The organism is Pseudochelatococcus sp. B33 (assembly GCF_053570585.1).
Map to the genome: position 1 here is coordinate 1 of NZ_JBSEFH010000047.1, position 20,119 is coordinate 20,119.

Consider the following 20,119-nt stretch of genomic DNA (forward strand, 5'->3'; position numbering starts at 1 on the left):
TCTTCGCGGCCGTAGAACTTGACGCCCAGGCGAATGGAGGCGCGGCCCTGCTCGCGGCGATGGGTGTTAGCGTCGCGCAGGGAATAGACGCAGCCGCAATATTCCTGCTGGTAGAATTCCTCGCGCTTCGAGATCTCGATCATCCGCGCGGCGCCGCCCCCTTTGCGCCAGTTGAAGTCCCAGTAGGACAGCCCCTCGTAGGGCGCGGCGGCGCGCTTCCCGCAATCGTTGATTTGCGCCATGTTCTTCCACCGGGAGATGCCGAGCGAGGAGGTCATCACCGGGAAGCCGTTCTCGTGAGCGTAAAGCGCGGTGCGCTCGAAGCGCATGTCGAAGCACATGGTGCAGCGGACGCCGCGCTCGGGCTCCCACTCCATGCCCCTGGCGCGGGTGAACCAGTTGTCCTTGTCGTAGTCGGCGTCGACGAAGGGCACGCCGTGCTTCTCGGCAAAGCGAACGTTCTCATCCTTGCGCAGGAGGTATTCCTTTTCGGGATGGATGTTCGGGTTGTAGAAAAAGATTGTGTAGTCGATGCCGGAAGCGAGCATGGCCTCCATCACTTCGCCCGAGCATGGGGCACAGCACGAATGCAGCAGCACGCGCTTCTCGCCGCCGGGCGGAGTCAGGACGGGTCGGACAACGTCGCTCATGATGGTTTCCCGAAGACAGTTCAGGGCTAACCGGCCCATTGCCGAGCACTTCTAGGCCGAAACAACCTTTCAGGGCAAGAGAGGCCTTGTTGCACGCCCGCGTCGGCCCTGCGCACGCTCGGGAAAAGCCCGGCTGCCGCGGAAGGCCCGTCACGGGGCCGGATCGGGTTCCTGTGGCTCGGAAATCGTCGCCCAGCCGGCCCTGCGCCCCGTCTCCGGGAGATCGCCACGCTCGTCCTTTGCGCGCAGGATGTGGGCCTTGGCGATCATGTGGGCGCTTACGGGCGCGGTGAGGAACAGGAACAAGGTGATCAGCAGTTCATGGAATGAGAAGTGCCCGCGCACGCCGGCAAAATACACCATGGAGGCGATCAGCAGGGAGCCGATGCCCAGCGTCGTCGCTTTAGTCGGGCCGTGCAGGCGGCGCATCGTGCCGGGGAGCTTGGCCAGCCCGAGCGATCCGACCACGAGGAAAAAGGCGCCAATAAGGATCAGCGCTGAAGCGAACCATTCGGCAATCGTCTCCGTCATCGCCACCTCACTCGATCACATTGCCGCGCAGCAGGAATTTGCAGAACGCAACCGTCGTGACGAACCCGACCATCGCAAACAGCAGCGCCGCTTCGAAATACATGGCGGTGCCGTAGGCGATGCCGGCCAGCACGATGAGCCCGATCGTGTTGATGACGAGCGTGTCGAGCGCCAGCACCCTGTCCACCTCACCGGGGCCGGCCGCAAGCCGGTAGAGCGTGAGCAGAATGGCCGCACAAACCGCGATGGCGGCGATAAGGCAGGCGATGGCGATCATTCGAATATCCTCTTCAGCCGCTGCTCGTACCGGCTCTTGATGCCCGCTACCGTTCCGGAGGGATCGTCCGTTTCCAGACAATGTACCAGCAGCGCCTTGCCGTCGGCGCTGAGGTCGGCGCTGACCGTCCCCGGGGTCATGGTGATGGTGCCGGCCAGCGCGGTTATCGCGGTCGGTGTGGTGAGATCGAGCGGCACAGTGATGTAGATCGAGCGAAGGCTTTCGCCGCGCCGGAAGAGGATAAGCCTTGCCACCTGCACGTTCGAGACGATGATATCCCAGATCACGAGCAGCCCGTATTCCACGATTGCGAAAGGAGCCTTTATCCGCAGCCTTTCGGACCAAAAGCGCGCGGTGGATAACGGGATGAGAAAGCCGAGGATCGCACCGAGCAGCAGGTTTCCCGCGCTGGCCTCGTTGGCGAGCATCACCCAGACGATGATGATGGTCAGGCTCAGCACGGGATGCGGCAGGTAACGCGCCATGGCTCAGTTCCCCCGATAGGAAATGGTTGGGCCATTTCCAAGCACGGCTTCGACGTAGGCTCCGCGATCGAGCGCCTGTGCCGCAGTGGCCTCAAGCCAGCGTGTCGCCGGGCCGCCCGCAAGGGTCCAGGCTGCAGTCAGCATCAGCAGCGACACGACCGCGACGACGGGTTGGGCAATCCGGAGCGGGGTGTTCTGCGTATCTGCCGCAGGTTCCGTGCTGGCCCAGAATATGGCGGAACCCGCACGCACGAAACCGAGAATCAATATGAGGCTGGTGCCCAGAATCAGGCCCCACAGCCAGGGCCACGCGGAAGACTCGCGCGCGGCGTCGAGGATCATCAGCTTGCCCGGAAAACCCGCCAGCGGCGGGAGACCGGCCATGGCGATCGCGGCGAGCAAATAGAGGCCACCGACCAGTGTTTCGGAACCGATGGCGGGGGCGGGCTCCAGCCGGTCTGCGGCACCGGCGCGCGCTTCGATGACAATGCCCGCGATGAGGAACAGCGCCGCGCCCGCCAGCGTGCTGTGAACGAGATAGTAGAGCGCGGCCGTCACGCCGATCACGTCGAACAATCCCAGCGCGATAAGCAGGGTGCCCATGGAGGCGACGACCGAGAAAGCCGCCAATGTCCTGAGCGACCGGCTGCCGAGCACGCCGACCGCGCCCAGTACCAGCGTGACAGCGGCGGCGGGCAGAACGAACGGGGCCGCCACCAGCGCCAGAGATCCCGCTTCCGCACCGAAGATCAGGCCGTATACGCGCAGAATGGCATAGGCGCCCACCTTGGTCATGATCATGAAGATCGCCGCCGTCGGTGCGGACGTGGTCGCATAGGTGGCTGGCAGCCACCAGTGCAGCGGCACCAGCGACGCCTTGGTGGCGAAGACGAGAAAAAGCAGCAACGCGCCGGCTTTCAGAATGCCTTCGCTGCCAGCCGCGATCGCCGGCGCTTTCAGGGCGAGATCGGCCATGTTCAGCGTACCGGCCGTGCCGTAGATCAGTCCGGCGGCGATCAGGAACAACGTCGAGGCGACGAGGTTGATGGCCACGTATTGGAAGCCGGCCTTGAGCCGAGCAGCGCCGCCGCCATGCAGCATGAGGCCGTAGGAGGCGATCAGCATGACCTCGAAGAACACGAACAGGTTGAAGATATCGCCCGTGAGGAAAGCGCCATTGATACCGAGCAGCTGGAACTGGAAGAGCGGGTGAAACAGCCTGCCTTTCCGATCCGCCCCGGCGGCGGCGAAGATGACGACGGCAAGTGCGAGCACGCCGGTCAGCACCAGCATGGTAGCCGACAGTCTGTCGAGAACCAGCACGATGCCGAACGGCGCCGGCCAGTTGCCGAGGCGGTAGACTTGCGAGACGCCGTCGGCCGCCTGGACGAGCAGGACGACATCGATCACGAGCAGCAGTACGGTCGCCACGATGGAAACGACACGCTGGCTCTGCAAATCATTGCGCAGCGACAGGATCAGGAAGGCGGCGGTCAGCGCCGGCAATACGGTCGGCAGGATGATCCAGTGGTTCACGGCCTGATCTCCTTGCCGGGGGAGCTTTCCGCTGTGCCTGCCGGCTTCTGCCGTGGGTGTTCATCCTGATCTGTCGACGCATCGAGATCGGAGCGGTCGGACCCCGTCTCCAGAAATCCGCGCAACGCCAGCACGACGATGAGCGCCGTCATGCCGAATGAAATCACGATGGCTGTGAGGACCAGCGCCTGGGGCAGCGGATCGGTATATCCGGGCGCATCCGGCACAATGATCGGTGGCCGGTCGATGGCGAGGCGGCCCATCGAGAACAGGAACACGTTCACCGCATAGGACAGGAAAGTCAGCCCGAGAATGACCGGGAAGGTACGGCCGCGCAGCATCAGGTAAATGCCGGTGGCGGTCAGGACGCCGGTGGCGCTTGCGACGAGGAATTCCATGGTTCAGGCCTCCGCCGCTTTTCGCGCTGGCGCTTCCGCCTCCAGCGGAATGTCCATCGCGCGCTCGCTTTCGCTCGGATCGACCCGTTGGGCGACCCGCGACAGCCGGGCAAGCGACAGCACCATCACGCCGACCACGGTCAGAAACACGCCGAGATCGAATACCATCGCCGAGGCAAGCTCGAACTCGCCGACGACGGGCCAGTGGACATGGCCGAACGCGCTGGTGAGGAATGGACGATCGAACACCGCCGGAGCAATGCCGGCGAGGCCGGCAATGCCGACACCGGCCCCGATCAGGGCCTGCGGGTCGAGACGCCGGCGCTCCGCGGCCCAGGTATAGCCCGAGGCGATATATTGCATGATCAGGGCGATGGCGACGACCAGACCGGCGATGAAGCCGCCGCCCGGCAGGTTATGTCCGCGCAGGAAGATATAAATGCCGACCGTGAGCGACAGAGGCAGCAGGACACGCGCGGCGACCACGAGGATGAGAGGATGGGCATCGCCCGATTCCTCCTTCGGCAGCAGATCGCGCACCCTGCGCAGCGCGGCGCCCTTCAGGCTCACGTCCAGCAGCGCGAAGATGGCGATGGCCGCGATGCCGAGCACGATGATCTCGGCAAAGGTGTCGAAGCCACGGAAGTCCACGAGGATGACGTTGACGACGTTCGTCCCTCCGCCGCCCGGCTTGGCGTTGGCGAGATAATAGTCGGCGATGTTCGTTCCCTCGCTCGTCATCACACCGTAGGCGAGGGCGGCGATGCCGATACCGGCCAGTATCGCGACAGCGCCGTCTCGCCAGCGCCGGAGCGGGCTCCCTTCGGCAGGCACGCTCTTCGGGAGCAGGTTGAGCGCCAGCAGCATCAGGATGGTCGTCACCACGTCCACCGATATCTGCGTCAGCGCGAGGTCGGGCGCGGAGAACTGGATGAAGGCGAGTGCCACCACGACGCCGACGACACTCGTCAGGATCAGCGCCAACAGTCTCTGGCCGTGGGTCATGACGACCGCCAGACTGACGGCGACAAGCGCAAACCAGGCAACCAGGGCCGGAGCGCTGACGGGCAGCAGGGCGCGCGTGCCGCTTCCCGAGGGCGAGATCCAGACAGCATAGACACCGACGAGGATGAGGGTAGCGAAGATGATGCGCAGATAGCGCGACAGCGCACCGTCGTGCAGCCGGTTCAGGACCACACCGGCAGCGCGAACGCTCGCCTCGACAACGGCCTCGAACATCGCGCGGGCGTCCGGCCGGGGCAGGGCGAGGCGCAGGACATTCACCGGACGATAGGCGAGGAACAGGAGTGCTCCGCCGGCAAAGGCACAGATGCTCATGATGAGCGCGGGCGTCACGCCGTGCCAGAGCGCGAGATGATGGGCGGGCAACGGTCCGTGGACGACGGCTCCCGCGACCAGTGCAACCAGCCCCCCGGCCACCGCCTCGGGCATCACACCAATCGCGACGACCGGCACGACCAGCAGGGCGACCGGCAGCCACAGGCCGGGGGGTGGATCGTGTGGCGCATGCGGATAGTCGTGGCGTTCGCGGCCGAGGAAGGTGGAAATGGCGAAGCGGGCAGAATAAGCAACCGAGAACAGTGCCGCGAGCGTGGCGGTGACGGGGAACAGCCACGGCAGGCCGGGGTAGGGCGTGTGCGCGGCTTCCTCCAGCATCATTTCCTTGGAGAGAAAGCCGTTGAAGAACGGCACGCCCGCCATGGCGGCGGAGGCGATGAGCGCCAGCGTCGCCGTGATCGGCATCAGTCTGGCGAGGCCGCCGAGCCGGTTGATGTCGCGGGTTCCCGTCTCATGGTCGACGATGCCCACGCTCATGAACAGGGCCGCCTTGAATGTCGCATGGTTGAGGATGTGGAACGCTGCGACCACTGCCGCCATCGGCGTTCCGAAGCCGAGCAGCATGGTCACGAGGCCGAGATGGCTGACAGTCGAATAGGCGAGCAATGATTTCAGGTCGTCCCTGAACAGGGCGATCCATGCGGCGATCGCCATCGTGGCAAGCCCGACCGGCGCGACGATCAGGAACCAGATATCGGTGCCGGCAAGGGCGGGCCATAACCGGGCCAGCAGGAAGATTCCGGCCTTCACCATCGTGGCCGAATGCAGATAGGCCGAGACCGGCGTCGGCGCGGCCATGGCGTGCGGCAGCCAGAAATGGAACGGGAACTGGGCCGATTTGGTGAACGCGCCGAGGAGGATCAGGATGAGCGCGGGCGCATAGAGGGGCGAGGACTTGATGATGTCGCCCCGGTTCAGGAGCTCCGAAATGTCATAGGTGCCCGCGATATGGCCAAGGAGCAGCAGGCCGCCGATGAGGGCGAGCCCGCCACCGCCGGTGACGACGAGCGCCATACGCGCTCCCTGCCGCGCATCGGGGTTCTTCCGCCAGTAGCCGATAAGCAGAAACGACGTCAGGCTGGTCAGTTCCCAGAAAATGAGAAGCAGGACGAGGTTGTCGGCAAGCACGACGCCGAGCATCGCCCCCTGGAACAGGAGCAGATAGGCGTAGAACTTCCCCATGGGGTCCTCGCGGCTGAGGTAGAAGCGCGCGTAGACGATCACCAGCAGCCCGATGATCAGGATCATCGCCGCGAAGAACAGGCTGAGTCCATCGATCCTGAAAGAGAACGCCAATCCGATCTGCGGCATCCAGGGGATACTGACGTATTCCACGCCGCCGTCGATGACGGTGCCGGCTCGCGACAGCAGCAGGCCAAGCGCCGCCAGAGACACAAAGCCCGTGGCATTCGCACAGGTTGTGCGACCGGAGCGAATGAGGAGCGGCGGAAGGATCGCTCCAAGAATCGGCAGGAGCGGGATGAGCCACAGAACCATCGGCGGTCACGCTCCCCGACGGCTGAGTGCGTTGCGGGCTTCCGAAGGCAGAGAGGCGATCGAAGGACGTTCCGCCGGACAGCAGGGGAGGGGTATCCGATCGTCGATGGCTCTCGCCCTATCTGAACAAATGGTCGAACGGGACAATCCGGCTGGAGACGGGCACATCGGGGTATCCATTTGCATCCATATCGGTGAATGCGCGGCGGCCCGACCTGCGCTACACCTGCCCCGCCATCAAACGGCATGAACACCCGCGACATTTCTAGCCGGACCTGTCCGATTCGTCACGATCCCTCATAAAAAAATTATAAAATTCCCTGGATCAGCCCGGCCCGGGCGACAATGACAAGCGTTGCCCGGTCCTGGAATGATCTTGCAGGCCATTGATTTCGTGAGGTTAATCCGATCCTGTCCACTTCGCCACCACCTCGGCGGAGGGAGCGGCCGGACTGGAACTTGCGGGAATCGCGACAGGCTTGTGGTGAACGTTGATCACGGTCAGGTAATGCGTGGTGCCGTCGTGTTGGGCGGCAATGCGGTCGCCAGGCGAGGGGGCGGCCACGAAGGCGTATTCCCCCCAATCCTGCGAAGGGCTTCGCCCGGAACCGCGTTCGACCAGCAAGCGCGCAGAAAACATCCTCATCTCCCATCTTCATATTATAGCACAGGATGATAGGTCATAAGCCGGCATGAGGGGAACATGGAGATTTCCTGTTTTCTGCCTGCGCGCAGTCCCGGCCCGGTCTCAAAAGCCCTCCCTTGTTTGCCACCCGGTGGGCTTGGCTTTGTCCCGGCAAGCGGCTAGGAACTGTTCCTGCTTTCGACAGGCAGGGAGCCAGACATGCACGTTGTGGTTTGCGGGGCTGGTCAGGTCGGTACGACGATCGCCCGCCATCTGGCTTCCGAGGGAGTCAGCGTTACCGTCATTGATAACGATCCCGAGCATGTTCGCCGGATTGACGAGAGCTATGACGTGCGTGGCGTGATTGGGCATGCGTCCCATCCAGCGACACTTCGGGAGGCGGCGGCGCGGGACGCGGACCTGCTCGTTGCCGTGACCCGGTCGGATGAGGTCAACATGGTCGCCTGCCAGGTGGCGTACTCTCTCTTCGGCGTCAAGCGCCGCATCGCTCGCCTGCGGCATGCCGGATATCTGGAGCAGGATAAATCCGGCCTTTACGCTGCCGAACACATGCCGATCGATGTTGTCATCTCCCCGGAAATCGAGATCGCGGATGGCATCGCTCGCAGATTATGGACACCGGGAGCCTTCGACATGATGCCGATGGCCGACAGCCGCGTCGAACTGCTCGGCATCCATGCGGAAGATCGCGGCGCCCCGGCGATCGGGGAGAGGCTGGTCGACCTCGCATCGAATGCCCGATACGCGGCGATGAGGGTCATCGCCATCATCCGGAAGGGACGGCCCTTCATTCCGGATGGCGACGATCGCATCGAGATGGGCGACGACCTCTACGTCATCGCCAAATCCGGCCACACCAGCGATGTGATGGCTGCCTTCGGCCATCGGGAGCGTCTGGCGCGCAAGCTCGTGATCGTGGGAGCCGGCAACGTCGGCCTGCACCTGGCGCGGCGCGTCAAAAAGGCGTCGGCGCACATGGATATCAAGATCATCGAAAGAGACCGCGATCGCGCTGAACATGTCGCGAGCGAGCTGGGCGGGTCGGCGATCGTCCTGCACGGCGATGCCCTCGACAAGGAGTTGCTCGATGAAGCCCGCGTGGGGCTGGCGGAAACGGTCGTCGCTGTCACCAATGACGACGAGACGAATATCTTTGCCTCCGTGCTTGCCAAGCAGGCGGGTTGCAAGCGTGCGATCACGCTGGTCAACAAGAAGTCCTATGAGGCGCTCATACCGACATTGGGTATCGATTCAGTGGTCAGTCCGAGTGCCGTCACCATATCGACCGTCCTGCGTCACGTCCGGCGCGGCGCCGTCTCGGCGCTTTACACCTTGCGGGAGGATTTCGGCGAGGTGATCGAGGCGGAAATCCTCGCGGACTCACGACTGCTCGTCCGTCCGCTGGATCAGCTGGGCCTGCCGCAGGGAATCCGGGTCGGCGTCGTTATTCGCGCAGGCGAAGCATTCTTCCCGACGCCCGACACGTCTCTGGAAGTTGGTGACCACGTGCTGATACTCGTGACCTACAGCTATATGCATCTCGCGGAAGCCATGCTGGGCATGCACGGGATGCGCTCCCCATGATCCGATCGCAATTGCAGGTGGCCGCCGTTCGGCGGCGGACAGCGCATGGCCTGAGACCCATCGCGTATTTTGTCGGGATCATCCTTTTGGCCACGTCCGCCATGATGCTGCTTCCCCTGCTCGTCGACGTGTATTTCGGCAATCGGGACTGGCAGGCATTCGCGTTCGCCATCCTTGTTTCTCTCATCGTTGGGGGAATGCTCACCTGCCGGAACAAGGGGGCGCTGAAGGCGGGATTGACCCTGCGGCAGGCCTTCATCCTGACGCCGGCGAGCTGGATTAGTGTGGCGGCGGTCAGTTCGCTGCCGTTCTTTTTCTCCGATTACGGCATTGTCAGCGGCAGCCTGGTCGACTCCGTTTTCGAGGCGGTTTCAGGGATCACGGCGACTGGCGCCACGGTTATTTCCGGGCTCGATAATGCTCCTCCGGGGATGCTTCTCTGGCGGGCGCTGCTGCAATGGATGGGCGGCATTGGCATCATCGCCTCTGCGATGGCCATTCTCCCAGCGTTGGGGATTGGCGGCATGCAGCTTTTCCGCACGGAATCGTCGGATCGCTCCGAGAAGGCGCTGCCGAAATCGCGCCAGATCCTGATAGCCATTGCCAATACCTATATCGGGCTGACAGCGTTGGCGATCCTGGTCTACTGGTTTCTCGGCATGAGCTTGTTCGATGCCGTTGCGCAGGCGCTCGCATCGATTTCCACCGGAGGGTTCTCAACCTCCGATGCGTCGTTCGGCAAGTGGCAAGGCAGCGGCATCCAGTGGTTCGCGACCCTCTTTATGCTTCTGGGGAGCGTACCGTTCGTCCTCTATGTGCGTTTCATCGCGGGTGATATGCGCGCATTATGGGATCGGCAGGTCAGGACCTTGCTCGTTTTTCTCGCCGTTATCGTGATTTGTCTCGGGTTCTGGCTCTTCGTGTCGGAACAATACGAATTTGAAGCTGCCTTCAGGTATGCGGCGTTCAACGTGGTATCCGTCGTGACGACGACGGGTTTCGCCACGGCAGACTACGCACTTTGGGGCAACGCTGTCGTTGGCCTCTTCTTCATCCTGACGTTCGTGGGTGGATGCACGGGGTCCACGACGGGCGGGATCAAGGTCTTCCGTTTCGAGATCGTGGCGATCATGCTCAGGGTGCATTTCCAGAAACTGCTCTATCCCAGCGGCGTCTTTCCGCATTCCTATGCAGGGAGGGTGATCAATGACGGGGTTATCGGCTCGGTGATCGCTTTTCTGTCAGTGTTTTTCATCTGCTATCTTTTACTGACAATAGCTCTCATGGCGTTCGGACTGGACTTTCTGACGAGCGCCAGCGGCGCGGCAACGGCTCTCGCCAATGTCGGCCCCGGACTGGGAGGCGTCATCGGCCCGGCCGGCAACTTCGCGCCGCTTCCAGAGGGAGCGAAGTGGCTGCTTTCGGCCGGCATGCTGCTCGGTCGTCTTGAGCTGTTTACGATTCTTGTTCTGTTCATACCCCGGTTCTGGCGAGGCTGAAGGTTGACGGGGCAGGCCGTGTTCGCGGCAGGCCAATGTATCGCCGATCAAAATTTTCATAGGCCGAAGGATACTTCTCTGTACCGGGCTCCCGACCCCACCCGCACACGCCCGGGTGGGGCCGTTTCGTTGCAGCAAGTGTCACAGCACAGGAGGTGAGCGGAATGCTCCGCTTCAGCCGGTACCGATGGGAGAAAATTTATATAAGATTTTTATATCTTTCCCCATTTTCCCCTCTCGAACCACTATGCAGTTTCGCGCCATAGTCCTGCCAGAATGCGTTATCCCCGCCATGTGAAGTCTTGCGGGGACGGCGCTCGTTGTCGCGTTTCCGCGTTCCCATATGTACACGCGCACGCGGCGGCTTAACAAATGGTGCGGGAGTCTTTGCCGGTGGACATCATGGTGCTCGCAATTGGAATTGCATTCTTCGCATTGATGTTTGGTTACATCAGGACATGCGAAAAGCTCTGATCGGGGGTTTTAAAATGGTCGCCGAATACATTCTTGGCGCGGTGGTAGCGGTGTTCATCACTTGCTACCTGACCTATGCGCTCGTTCGTCCCGAGCGGTTCTGACCGGGGCTGGAGCGGAAGGACACATCATGACACTCAACGGATGGATACAGATCCTCATTTTTTGCGGGATCGTCGTCCTGCTCGTGAAGCCGCTCGGCGGCTACATGACGCGCGTCTTTGACGGTGGCCGCACCGTTCTGTCGATCGTCTTCGGGCCGATCGAGCGCGGTCTCTATCGGCTTGCCGGCACGAACGAGAAGGAAGAGCAGCACTGGACGACCTACACGGCGGCCATGCTGTTGTTCAACCTGGCCGGTTTCCTGCTGCTTTACCTGCTGCAGCGCTTCCAGGGCGTGTTGCCGTTCAACCCCGCCGGCATGGAGGCGGTGCCGGCCGACCTCTCCTTCAATACCGCTGCAAGCTTCATGACCAACACCAACTGGCAGAACTACGGCGGCGAGAACACGCTGTCGTATCTGACCCAGATGGCTGGATTGACGGTACAGAACTTCGTCTCGGCGGCGACGGGCATCGCCATTGCCGTGGCGCTGATCCGCGCCTTTGCCCGCAAGTCGATGAAGACGCTGGGCAATTTCTGGGTCGACCTCACCCGCGCAACCTTCTACGTCCTGCTGCCGATCTGCGTCATCGGTACGCTCGTGCTGGTCTGGCAGGGGGTACCGCAGAACCTCAGTCCCTATACGGTCGCGACGACGCTCGAGGGCGCGCAGCAGACGATCGCGCAAGGACCCGTCGCCTCGCAGATGATGATCAAGCATCTTGGCACCAACGGTGGCGGCTTCTTCAACGTCAATGCCTCGCATCCGTTCGAAAATCCGACCGCGCTGACCAACCTTATCCACATGGTCTCGATCTTCGCCATCGGCGCGGCGCTCACCAACGTCTTTGGCCGCATGGTCGGCAACCAGAAGCAGGGCTGGGCGATCTTCGCCGCCATGGGCATCCTGTTCCTCGCCGGCGTCGTGGTGTGCTACTGGGCGGAGGCTGCCGGCAACCCGCTGGTGCACGCGCTCGGTATCGGGGGTGGCAACATGGAGGGGAAGGAAACGCGCTTCGGCATCGTCCTCTCCGCCCTGTTCGCGGTCGTCACCACGGCGGCGTCCTGCGGTGCGGTGAACGCCATGCACGACAGTTTCATGGCGCTCGGTGGCATGATCCCGCTAATCAACATGATGCTGGGCGAGATCGTCATCGGCGGCGTCGGCGCCGGCTTCTACGGCATCCTGCTCTTCGTCGTGGTGGCAATCTTCGTCGCCGGGCTGATGGTCGGCCGCACGCCGGAATACCTCGGCAAGAAGATCGAGGCCAAGGAAGTCAAGATGGCGATGCTCGCCGTCCTCTGCCTGCCGCTCGCCATCCTCGGCTTCACTGCGATCGCCGCAGTACTGCCCACGGGCATCGCCTCCATCGCCAATCCCGGTCCGCACGGTTTCTCGGAAATCCTCTATGCCTACACGTCGGGCACGGCGAACAACGGGTCTGCCTTTGCCGGTCTTTCGGGCAACACGCTCTGGTACAACACCACCATTGGTCTCGCGATGCTGATGGGCCGGTTCATGGTCATCATCCCGGCCATGGCGATCGCGGGTTCGCTCGTCGCCAAGAAGGCGGCGCCCGCGTCGGCCGGTACGTTCCCGACGACCGGGCCGCTTTTCGTCGGTCTGCTGATCGGTGTGACCCTGATCGTTGGCGGGCTGACCTTCTTCCCGGCGCTGGCGCTCGGGCCAATCGTCGAGCACTTCGCGCTGCTGGCTGGCCAGACCTTCTGATCATAACGATGCGTCAACAGGAAAAGAGATGCTGGAGTCTTCCATGAGCCAGTCAAAATCCGCGAGCATTCTGGACGCTCGCATCCTCGTCCCGGCCATCGGTGGCGCCTTCCAAAAACTCGATCCGCGCAGCCTCGCCCGCAATCCGGTGATGTTCGTCGTCGCCGTCGTCTCCGCGCTCACCACCATCCTGCTGGTCAAGGACCTGCTGACGGGGGGCGCGGACACCGCCTTCTCGTTCCAGATCGTGCTGTGGCTGTGGTTCACCCTGCTGTTCGCGAATTTCGCCGAAGCGGTGGCCGAGGGGCGCGGCAAGGCGCAGGCGGAATCGTTGCGCCGCACCCGCACCGAGACGCAGGCCAAGCTGCTGACGAACGGCCACAGCGATTACAAGCTCGTGCCCGGCAACAGCCTCAAGGTCGGCGACATCGTGCTTGTCGAGGCGGGTGACATCATCCCCTCGGACGGTGAGGTCATCGAGGGCGTGGCTTCCGTCAACGAAGCCGCGATCACCGGCGAGTCCGCCCCCGTGATCCGCGAATCGGGCGGCGACCGCTCGGCGGTGACCGGCGGCACGCAGGTGCTGTCGGACCAGATCAAGGTGCGCATCACGGCCGCCGCCGGCTCCACCTTCATCGACAGGATGATCGGCCTCGTCGAGGGCGCGGAACGGCAGAAGACGCCGAACGAGATCGCGCTCAACATCCTGCTCGCGGGCCTGACGCTGATCTTCGTGCTGGCGACGGTAACGATCCCGAGCTTCGCCACCTATGCGGGGGGCTATATCCCGGTGATCGTGCTGGTGGCGCTGTTCGTCACCCTGATCCCGACCACGATCGGCGCGCTGCTGTCAGCCATCGGCATCGCCGGCATGGACAGGCTGGTGCGCTTCAACGTGCTCGCCATGTCCGGGCGCGCGGTGGAGGCGGCGGGCGACGTCGATACGTTGCTGCTCGACAAGACGGGCACCATCACGCTCGGCAATCGTCAGGCGGCCGAGTTCCGCCCCGTGCGCGGCGTGACCGATCGAGAGCTGGCGGATGCCGCCCAGCTCGCCTCGCTCGCGGACGAGACGCCGGAAGGCCGTTCCATTGTGGTGCTCGCCAAGGAGAAGTACAACATCCGCGCCCGTGACATGACGAGCTTGCACGCCACTTTCGTGCCCTTCACGGCGCAGAGCCGCATGAGCGGTGTCGATCTCGAGGGTTCGTCCATCCGCAAGGGCGCGGTGGACGCGGTGCTGAAGCATGTCGAGCAGAACACTGTTGCGGCTGGCGGCAATCGCGCCAGCAGCGAGACGATCCGTGAGATCAGGGCCATCGCAGACGATATCGCCAAGGCGGGCGGCACCCCGCTCGCCGTCGTGAAGGACGGACGCCTGCTTGGGGTCGTCACCCTCAAGGATATCGTCAAGGGCGGCATCCGCGAACGCTTCGCCGAACTGCGCCGCATGGGCATCCGCACGGTCATGATCACCGGCGACAACCCGATGACAGCAGCCGCTATCGCGGCAGAAGCTGGCGTCGACGATTTCCTCGCCGAGGCCACGCCGGAGAACAAGCTCGCGCTTATCCGCGAGGAGCAGGCGAAGGGCAAGCTCGTCGCCATGTGCGGCGACGGCACCAACGACGCGCCCGCGCTGGCGCAGGCGGACGTCGGCGTCGCCATGAACACCGGCACCGTCGCGGCGCGCGAGGCCGGCAACATGGTGGACCTCGACAGCGACCCGACCAAGCTCATCGAGATCGTGGAGATCGGCAAGCAGCTGCTGATGACGCGCGGCGCGTTGACCACCTTCTCCATCGCCAACGACATCGCCAAGTATTTCGCCATCATCCCGGCGATGTTCCTGGCGTTCTACCCGCAGCTCGGCGCGCTCAACATCATGGGGCTTTCAACCCCGCAGAGCGCCATCCTCTCGGCGATCATCTTCAATGCGCTCATCATCGTCGCCCTCATCCCGCTGTCGTTGAAGGGGGTGACCTACAAGGCAGTGGGTGCCGGAGCGTTGCTGTCGCGCAATCTGCTCATCTATGGCCTCGGCGGCATCATCGTCCCGTTCATCGGCATCAAGCTAATCGATCTGGCCATCACCTCGATCGGCCTCGTTTAAGGAGTGCTCTGAGATGCTCAGGCAAATACGCCCCGCGATCCTCATGATCGTCGCCTTCACCGTCATCACCGGCCTGGCCTATCCGCTGGCCATGACGGGTGTCGCTCAGGCCATCTTTCCTCGACAGGCCAATGGCAGCCTCGTCACCAGCAATGACGGCACGGTGATCGGCTCCCGGCTGATCGGCCAGAGCTTCACCGGCGACCGGCATTTCCACGGCCGCCCGTCCGCCGCCGGCGACGGCTATGACGCGGCAAGTTCAGGAGGGTCTAACCTGGGACCGGGCAACCCGGTGCTGATCGACAGAATCCGCACGGACGCGGAAGCTCTGAAAGCCAGCAATCCCAATGCCGCGATCCCGGTCAATCTCGTCACCGCCTCGGGCAGCGGACTCGATCCGCATATCTCGCCGGAGGCGGCCTATTTCCAGATTCCGCGGGTGGCGAGTGCACGCGGTTTGGAAGAGGCCCGGCTGCGTGCGATCGTGGATGCGCATGTCGACGACCGGCTGCTCGGGGTACTTGGCGAGCCGGTCGTCAACGTGCTGGCGCTCAACCTCGCACTGGACAGCGCGGCCACCCGCTGAAGCAACACCGCCGGGTTTGGTGCAAGGGAACCCGGCGGTGCATCCGATAACAAGAAGGTCCATGGATGACGGACGCGATTCAGAGAGCCGACAACAGACCGTCACCCGATGCCCTGCTCGAAACCGCAGAGAAGGAAGGGCAGGGGCGTCTGAAGATCTTTCTCGGCGCGGCGCCGGGTGTCGGCAAGACCTACGAGATGCTGCTGTCCGGCCGCGCCCGGATCACCGATGGCGTGGACACCGTCATCGGCATCGTCGAAACCCATGGGCGCAAGGAAACCGAGGAACTGGTCGATGGATTGGAGGTCATCCCGCGCGTCAGGATCGACTATCGCGGTCATGTGCTCGAGGAAATGGACATCGACGCCATCCTCGCACGTGCACCCCAACTCGTGCTGGTCGACGAGCTGGCCCACAGCAACGCGCCGGGCAGCCGCCATCCCAAGCGCTATCTCGATGTGCTGGAAATCCTCTCGAAAGGCATCGACGTCTACACCACGCTGAACATCCAGCATGTCGAGAGTCTCAACGATGTGGTTGCGCAAATCACGCACATCCGCGTGCGCGAAACCGTGCCGGATTCCATTGTCGACCGGGCCGATGACATCGAGATCATCGATATCACGCCCGATGATCTGATCAAGCGGCTGCACGAGGGCAAAGTCTATCTTCCCAAAACGGCCCGGCGCGCGACCAGAAACTATTTTTCGCCCGGCAACCTGACGGCGCTGCGGGAGCTGGCGCTGCGGCGCACGGCGCAACGCGTCGACGACCAGTTGCTGAGCCACATGCAGGCCCATGCCATCCACGGCCCGTGGGCGGCGGGTGAGCGCGTGCTGGCGTGCATCGACGACCATCCCCGCAGCGCGGCGTTGGTGCGCTATGCCCGCCGGCAGGCGGACAGGCTGCGGGGGACGTGGGCCGCGCTCTATATCGAGGACGCGGGCGCAGCAACCCTCGAGGAGGCAGGGAAGGACCGCATCGCCTCGACCTTGCGACTTGCCGAGCGGCTCGGCGGTGAAGCCGTCACCCTGCCGGGGGCGAACGTCGTGCAGGAGATCCTGCGCTATGCGACAGCCAACAACTACAACCACATCGTCGTCGGCAAAACGGACAAACCGCGTTGGCGGGAGATGCTGGAAGGATCGGTCTCGCACGCCCTGATCCGACATGCCGGCGACATCAGCGTCCATGTCATTTCAGGTAACGCGAAAGAGACGATTCCGCCGCGCGGCGTCGCGCTCGCATCGGTGCGGCGCCTCAAACTCGGGCCTTATCTCTGGAGCACGGCCTATGTCGGGGCTGCGGTCGGCGTGGGCACCTTGCTGTTCCGCTTCCTCGACGTGCGCAACATTGCGCTCGTCTTCCTGATGGCGGTGCTGACCTCGGCGGCGACATGGGGCTTGTGGCCGGCGCTGTTCAGCTCGGTGGTGTCGGCGTTCGCCTTCAACTTCTTCTTCCTTCAGCCGCTTTATACGCTCGACATCGGCGATCCGGAGAGCGTCATCGCCTTCGGCTTCTTTCTGGGCGTCGCTGTGATCGCGAGCAATCTCGCCGGCCGTGTCCAGCGGCAGGTCGCGCTGGCGCGGGGGCGGGCGCGCACTACGGAGGGGATGTACCAGTTCTCGAAGAAGCTCGCCCGCGCGGGCACGCTGGAGGATGTGCTCTGGGCATCGGTCTACCAGATCGCGTCCATGCTCAAGGCCTGCGTGGTGATCCTGCTGCCCGACGACGGCAAGATCGCGGTGCGCGCCGGCTATCCGCCGGACGATACGCTCGTGGACGCCGATATCGCCGCGGCGCAATGGGCCTGGGAACACGACCGGCCTGCCGGCCGCGGCGCCGATACGCTGCCCGGCGCGAAGCGTCTCTACATGCCGCTGAAGACGGGCCGCACCCGGGTCGGCGTGGTCGGCCTCGACAACGACAGGCAGGGGCCGGTGCTGACGCCCGAGGAGCAGCGCCTGTTCGATGCGCTTACCGACCAGACGGCGCTGGCCATTGAGCGCATCCAACTTGTCGCCGATGTCGACCATGCACGGCTCGCGGCCGAGGCCGACCGGCTGCGCTCGGCGCTGCTGACGTCGGTGTCGCACGACTTGAAAACGCCGCTCGCCGGAATCATGGGCGCCGCCGGGACACTGAGGGACTATGCGTCCTCGTTGCCCGAGGCGGCGAGGGTCGAGCTGCTGTCGACGGTCGTGAGCGAGTCCGAGCGCCTCAATCGCTTCGTTGCTAACCTGCTCGATATGACGCGGCTTGAATCCGGGGCCACCGAGCCGAACCTCTCCCTGAACTTCGTCGGCGACATCATCGGCACGGCCCTGCGCCGCACGGAGAAGATCCTGGCGCATCGGAGGATCGAGGTCAGCACTCCTGCCGATCTGCCCATGCTGAAGGTCGATCCGGTCTTGCTGGAACAGGTTCTGTTCAACCTGCTCGACAATGCGGGCAAATATGCGCCGCCGGCCTCGACGATCCGCATTCAGGCGTGGCGGGACGGCGATGACGTAGTGTTGCAGGTCATCGATGAGGGGCCCGGCATTCCGCAAGGCGATCTGGAGCGTGTGTTCGACACCTTCTACCGGGTCCGCAAGCAGGACCAGGTTCAGGCGGGAACCGGGCTTGGCCTCTCCATCTGCCGCGGCTTCGTCGAGGCCATGGGCGGGACGATCGCCGCAGACAACAGGATGGATCGCCCGGGCGCGATCTTCACCATCCGCCTGCCCGTACCGACAGAGGCCGATAACCCGGAAAACCGAAGATGACGACTTCCGCAGTCAGAATATTGATCGTCGATGACGAGCCGCCGATCCGCAAGCTTCTGCGCGTGGGGCTGGCGACGGAAGGCTACGCCGTCATCGAGGCGGCCGATGCGAAGGAAGCGATTAGCAAGGTCGTGGAAGACAAACCGGACCTCATCCTGCTCGACCTCGGCCTTCCCGACATGCCGGGGCATGACCTGCTCGAAAGTTGGCGGCGTGAGAAACTGGATCTGCCGATCCTGATCCTCTCCAGCCGCACCGACGAGGCCGGGATTGTCAGGGCACTCGAACGCGGCGCGGACGATTACGTGACGAAGCCTTTCGGTATGCGCGAGCTTGCGGCGCGCATCCGCGTCGCCCTTCGCCACAGGCTTCAGCAGCAGGGGGAGCGGCCGATCTTTACGGCAGGGGAACTGAGCGTCGATCTCGTCAAGCGTATCGTGAAGGTGGCGGACAGGGAGGTGAAACTGTCCCCGAAGGAGTACGACATCCTGCGCGTCCTGGTGCAGCACGCGGGCAGGGTGCTGACGCACCAGCACCTTCTCAAGGAAGTCTGGGGCGGTTCGACCGACGTGCAGTATCTGCGGGTCTACGTGCGCCAGCTGCGCCAGAAGATCGAGAAAAGCCCCGACCAGCCGGAATACATCCTCACCGAAACGGGCGTGGGATACCGGCTTCGGGAAGCCGAGTAATTCCGCTGCCGTTGGATATGCCCGCGAAGTGCGAGCAGGCGGATCCTGCCGGATCCGGCTCCAAACAACCAGGGAGGGGAACGCGCTGTCCGATCAACCTGGGCTTCAGGCCAATCGGCGCGTGCTCCAGACGTGAGCAAAGCCATGAAACTTGCCGATATCATCAAGCCGGAGAACGTGGTCATCGATCTTCCGGCCGCTACGAAGGAGAAACTCCTGCGCGACCTGGCCGGGCTGGCCGCGAAGCGATTGGAGATGGAGGAAGCGCCAGTGCTGGCCGCCCTGCAGAAACGCGAGATTCTCGGATCGACCGGAATCGGCAATGGCGTCGCCATTCCACATGCGGGCATCGAGGCGATCGCCGATCCGTTCGCGCTGTTCGTCCGGCTCAGGAAGCCCATCGCATTCGATTCTGTCGACGATCTTCCCGTCGATATCGTGTTCCTGATCCTCGTGCCGGCGCAGAAAGCCTCGTCCCATCTCAACCTGTTGTCCTGCATCGCCCGCAAGGCTACCTCGCAGGCGTGGCTGGCGGGAATTCGGTCGGCTGCCTCGCGTGATGCGGTCCTTGCACTGCTCGACAGGGAGGAGAGGTGAGAGCGTGAGTTTACGTGCGGAGGTGATCTTTGCTCTGCTATTGTGCATCTTATCAATTCAGTTCACCGCCTGCTGGCCAGACGATGGGGTGCAGTTCGTTGATCCTTGCTAGTATGGCGTCATCTACCGGCAACCACACATCAGGCACTATTCTGCATAGTCAGAAAGCCATGGCTCCGCCGATTGTGCAGACTGGAACAAGGCTGAGAAGGTACGGCTTTCCAACCTCAAGCCCTCATCCACTTCGATCTCATTGCAACTTCCCAATTCGCTACTGGAGCGGATCCAAGGTTGCGGCGAGCAAGCCTGACATCCCCCACCCGTCGCTTATCAAGATTTGGCTTGCGGAAAAGGACGACGTAACGGGCTCGCAATGCTGACTGGCCCGGCACAAAACAGCCGATCACACCATCGAGTGGTCGGTCGCTATGAGCATCAACCAGCAATAGCTACCATGAGGGTACGTCAGGTGATAGGGATTTAAACTATTTGAAGAGGCTGGGCCGCTAATCTCGGAACAAGCTGCTCAACCAATCGCAGGAATCGGGTGTTGCACGCCCCCGCAACCAAACAAAACACACAACGCCCCGCTAAGC

General features: G+C 63.3%; 17 protein-coding genes and 1 pseudogene. 10 read left to right on the plus strand and 8 right to left on the minus strand.

Going from position 1 to position 20,119, the window contains the following annotated elements:
• From ACUSIJ_RS28640 to ACUSIJ_RS28675, 8 genes are all read right to left on the minus strand, one after another.
• On the minus strand, positions 1-650 hold a 650-nt coding region (locus ACUSIJ_RS28640; protein WP_449311828.1), incomplete at its 3' end, for an epoxyqueuosine reductase QueH.
• Positions 651-800: 150 nt separating this feature from the next.
• Positions 801-1,181, minus strand: a complete 381-nt coding sequence (locus ACUSIJ_RS28645; RefSeq protein WP_449311829.1) for a Na+/H+ antiporter subunit G — start codon at positions 1,179-1,181, stop codon at positions 801-803.
• A 7-nt stretch (positions 1,182-1,188) separates the two neighbouring features.
• Positions 1,189-1,458 (minus strand): K+/H+ antiporter subunit F, encoded by a 270-nt coding sequence (locus tag ACUSIJ_RS28650; protein WP_449311830.1) that lies wholly within the window; start codon positions 1,456-1,458, stop codon positions 1,189-1,191.
• Complete coding sequence (locus ACUSIJ_RS28655) at positions 1,455-1,943, minus strand: Na+/H+ antiporter subunit E (protein ID WP_449311831.1); 489 nt, start codon at positions 1,941-1,943, stop codon at positions 1,455-1,457. Before ACUSIJ_RS28655 ends, ACUSIJ_RS28650 begins: the two co-directional genes overlap by 4 nt.
• A gap of 3 nt (positions 1,944-1,946) precedes the next feature.
• Positions 1,947-3,479 (minus strand): monovalent cation/H+ antiporter subunit D, encoded by a 1,533-nt coding sequence (locus ACUSIJ_RS28660; RefSeq protein ID WP_449311832.1) that lies wholly within the window; start codon positions 3,477-3,479, stop codon positions 1,947-1,949.
• A complete protein-coding gene (locus ACUSIJ_RS28665) occupies positions 3,476-3,877 on the minus strand; it encodes a Na+/H+ antiporter subunit C (RefSeq protein WP_449311833.1) in 402 nt (133 codons plus the stop codon). Before ACUSIJ_RS28665 ends, ACUSIJ_RS28660 begins: the two co-directional genes overlap by 4 nt.
• Before the next feature lie 3 nt (positions 3,878-3,880).
• A complete protein-coding gene (locus tag ACUSIJ_RS28670) occupies positions 3,881-6,733 on the minus strand; it encodes a monovalent cation/H+ antiporter subunit A (protein WP_449311834.1) in 2,853 nt (950 codons plus the stop codon).
• Positions 6,734-7,133: 400 nt separating this feature from the next.
• Positions 7,134-7,373 carry a hypothetical protein gene (locus ACUSIJ_RS28675; RefSeq protein WP_449311835.1) on the minus strand — a complete coding sequence of 80 codons (240 nt, stop codon included), beginning with the start codon at positions 7,371-7,373 and terminating at the stop codon, positions 7,134-7,136.
• Between the two features lie 204 nt (positions 7,374-7,577).
• On the opposite strand from ACUSIJ_RS28675, the gene trkA reads away from it, so the two are divergent.
• The 10 genes and pseudogenes from trkA to ACUSIJ_RS28725 form a co-directional block, all read left to right on the plus strand.
• Positions 7,578-8,963: a Trk system potassium transporter TrkA gene (trkA, locus tag ACUSIJ_RS28680; RefSeq protein ID WP_449311836.1), complete on the plus strand. Its 1,386-nt coding sequence runs from the start codon at positions 7,578-7,580 to the stop codon at positions 8,961-8,963.
• On the plus strand, positions 8,960-10,462 hold the full coding sequence (locus tag ACUSIJ_RS28685; RefSeq protein ID WP_449311837.1) for a TrkH family potassium uptake protein: 1,503 nt from the start codon (positions 8,960-8,962) through the stop codon (positions 10,460-10,462). Before trkA ends, ACUSIJ_RS28685 begins: the two co-directional genes overlap by 4 nt.
• A 320-nt stretch (positions 10,463-10,782) precedes the next feature.
• Positions 10,783-11,040 carry a potassium-transporting ATPase subunit F gene (locus tag ACUSIJ_RS28690; RefSeq protein ID WP_449311838.1) on the plus strand — a complete coding sequence of 86 codons (258 nt, stop codon included), beginning with the start codon at positions 10,783-10,785 and terminating at the stop codon, positions 11,038-11,040.
• Positions 11,041-11,066: 26 nt separating this feature from the next.
• Positions 11,067-12,770, plus strand: coding sequence for a potassium-transporting ATPase subunit KdpA (kdpA, locus tag ACUSIJ_RS28695; RefSeq protein WP_449311839.1), 1,704 nt, complete (start codon positions 11,067-11,069; stop codon positions 12,768-12,770).
• A gap of 43 nt (positions 12,771-12,813) precedes the next feature.
• The gene (gene kdpB, locus ACUSIJ_RS28700) at positions 12,814-14,883 is read left to right on the plus strand and encodes a potassium-transporting ATPase subunit KdpB (RefSeq protein ID WP_449311840.1); all 2,070 of its coding nucleotides are present in this window, start codon (positions 12,814-12,816) and stop codon (positions 14,881-14,883) included.
• A 13-nt stretch (positions 14,884-14,896) separates the two neighbouring features.
• Positions 14,897-15,469, plus strand: a complete 573-nt coding sequence (kdpC, locus tag ACUSIJ_RS28705) for a potassium-transporting ATPase subunit KdpC (RefSeq protein ID WP_449311841.1) — start codon at positions 14,897-14,899, stop codon at positions 15,467-15,469.
• A gap of 65 nt (positions 15,470-15,534) precedes the next feature.
• Positions 15,535-18,237: a DUF4118 domain-containing protein gene (locus ACUSIJ_RS28710; protein ID WP_449311842.1), complete on the plus strand. Its 2,703-nt coding sequence runs from the start codon at positions 15,535-15,537 to the stop codon at positions 18,235-18,237.
• Positions 18,234-18,926 carry a response regulator transcription factor gene (locus ACUSIJ_RS28715; RefSeq protein ID WP_449311843.1) on the plus strand — a complete coding sequence of 231 codons (693 nt, stop codon included), beginning with the start codon at positions 18,234-18,236 and terminating at the stop codon, positions 18,924-18,926. The genes ACUSIJ_RS28710 and ACUSIJ_RS28715 overlap by 4 nt, the downstream gene beginning before the upstream one ends.
• 144 nt (positions 18,927-19,070) lie before the next feature.
• Positions 19,071-19,523: a PTS sugar transporter subunit IIA gene (locus ACUSIJ_RS28720; RefSeq protein ID WP_449311844.1), complete on the plus strand. Its 453-nt coding sequence runs from the start codon at positions 19,071-19,073 to the stop codon at positions 19,521-19,523.
• A gap of 223 nt (positions 19,524-19,746) precedes the next feature.
• Positions 19,747-19,833: pseudogene (locus ACUSIJ_RS28725) on the plus strand (hypothetical protein); the annotation flags it as partial.
• Between the last annotated feature and the right edge of the window lie 286 nt (positions 19,834-20,119).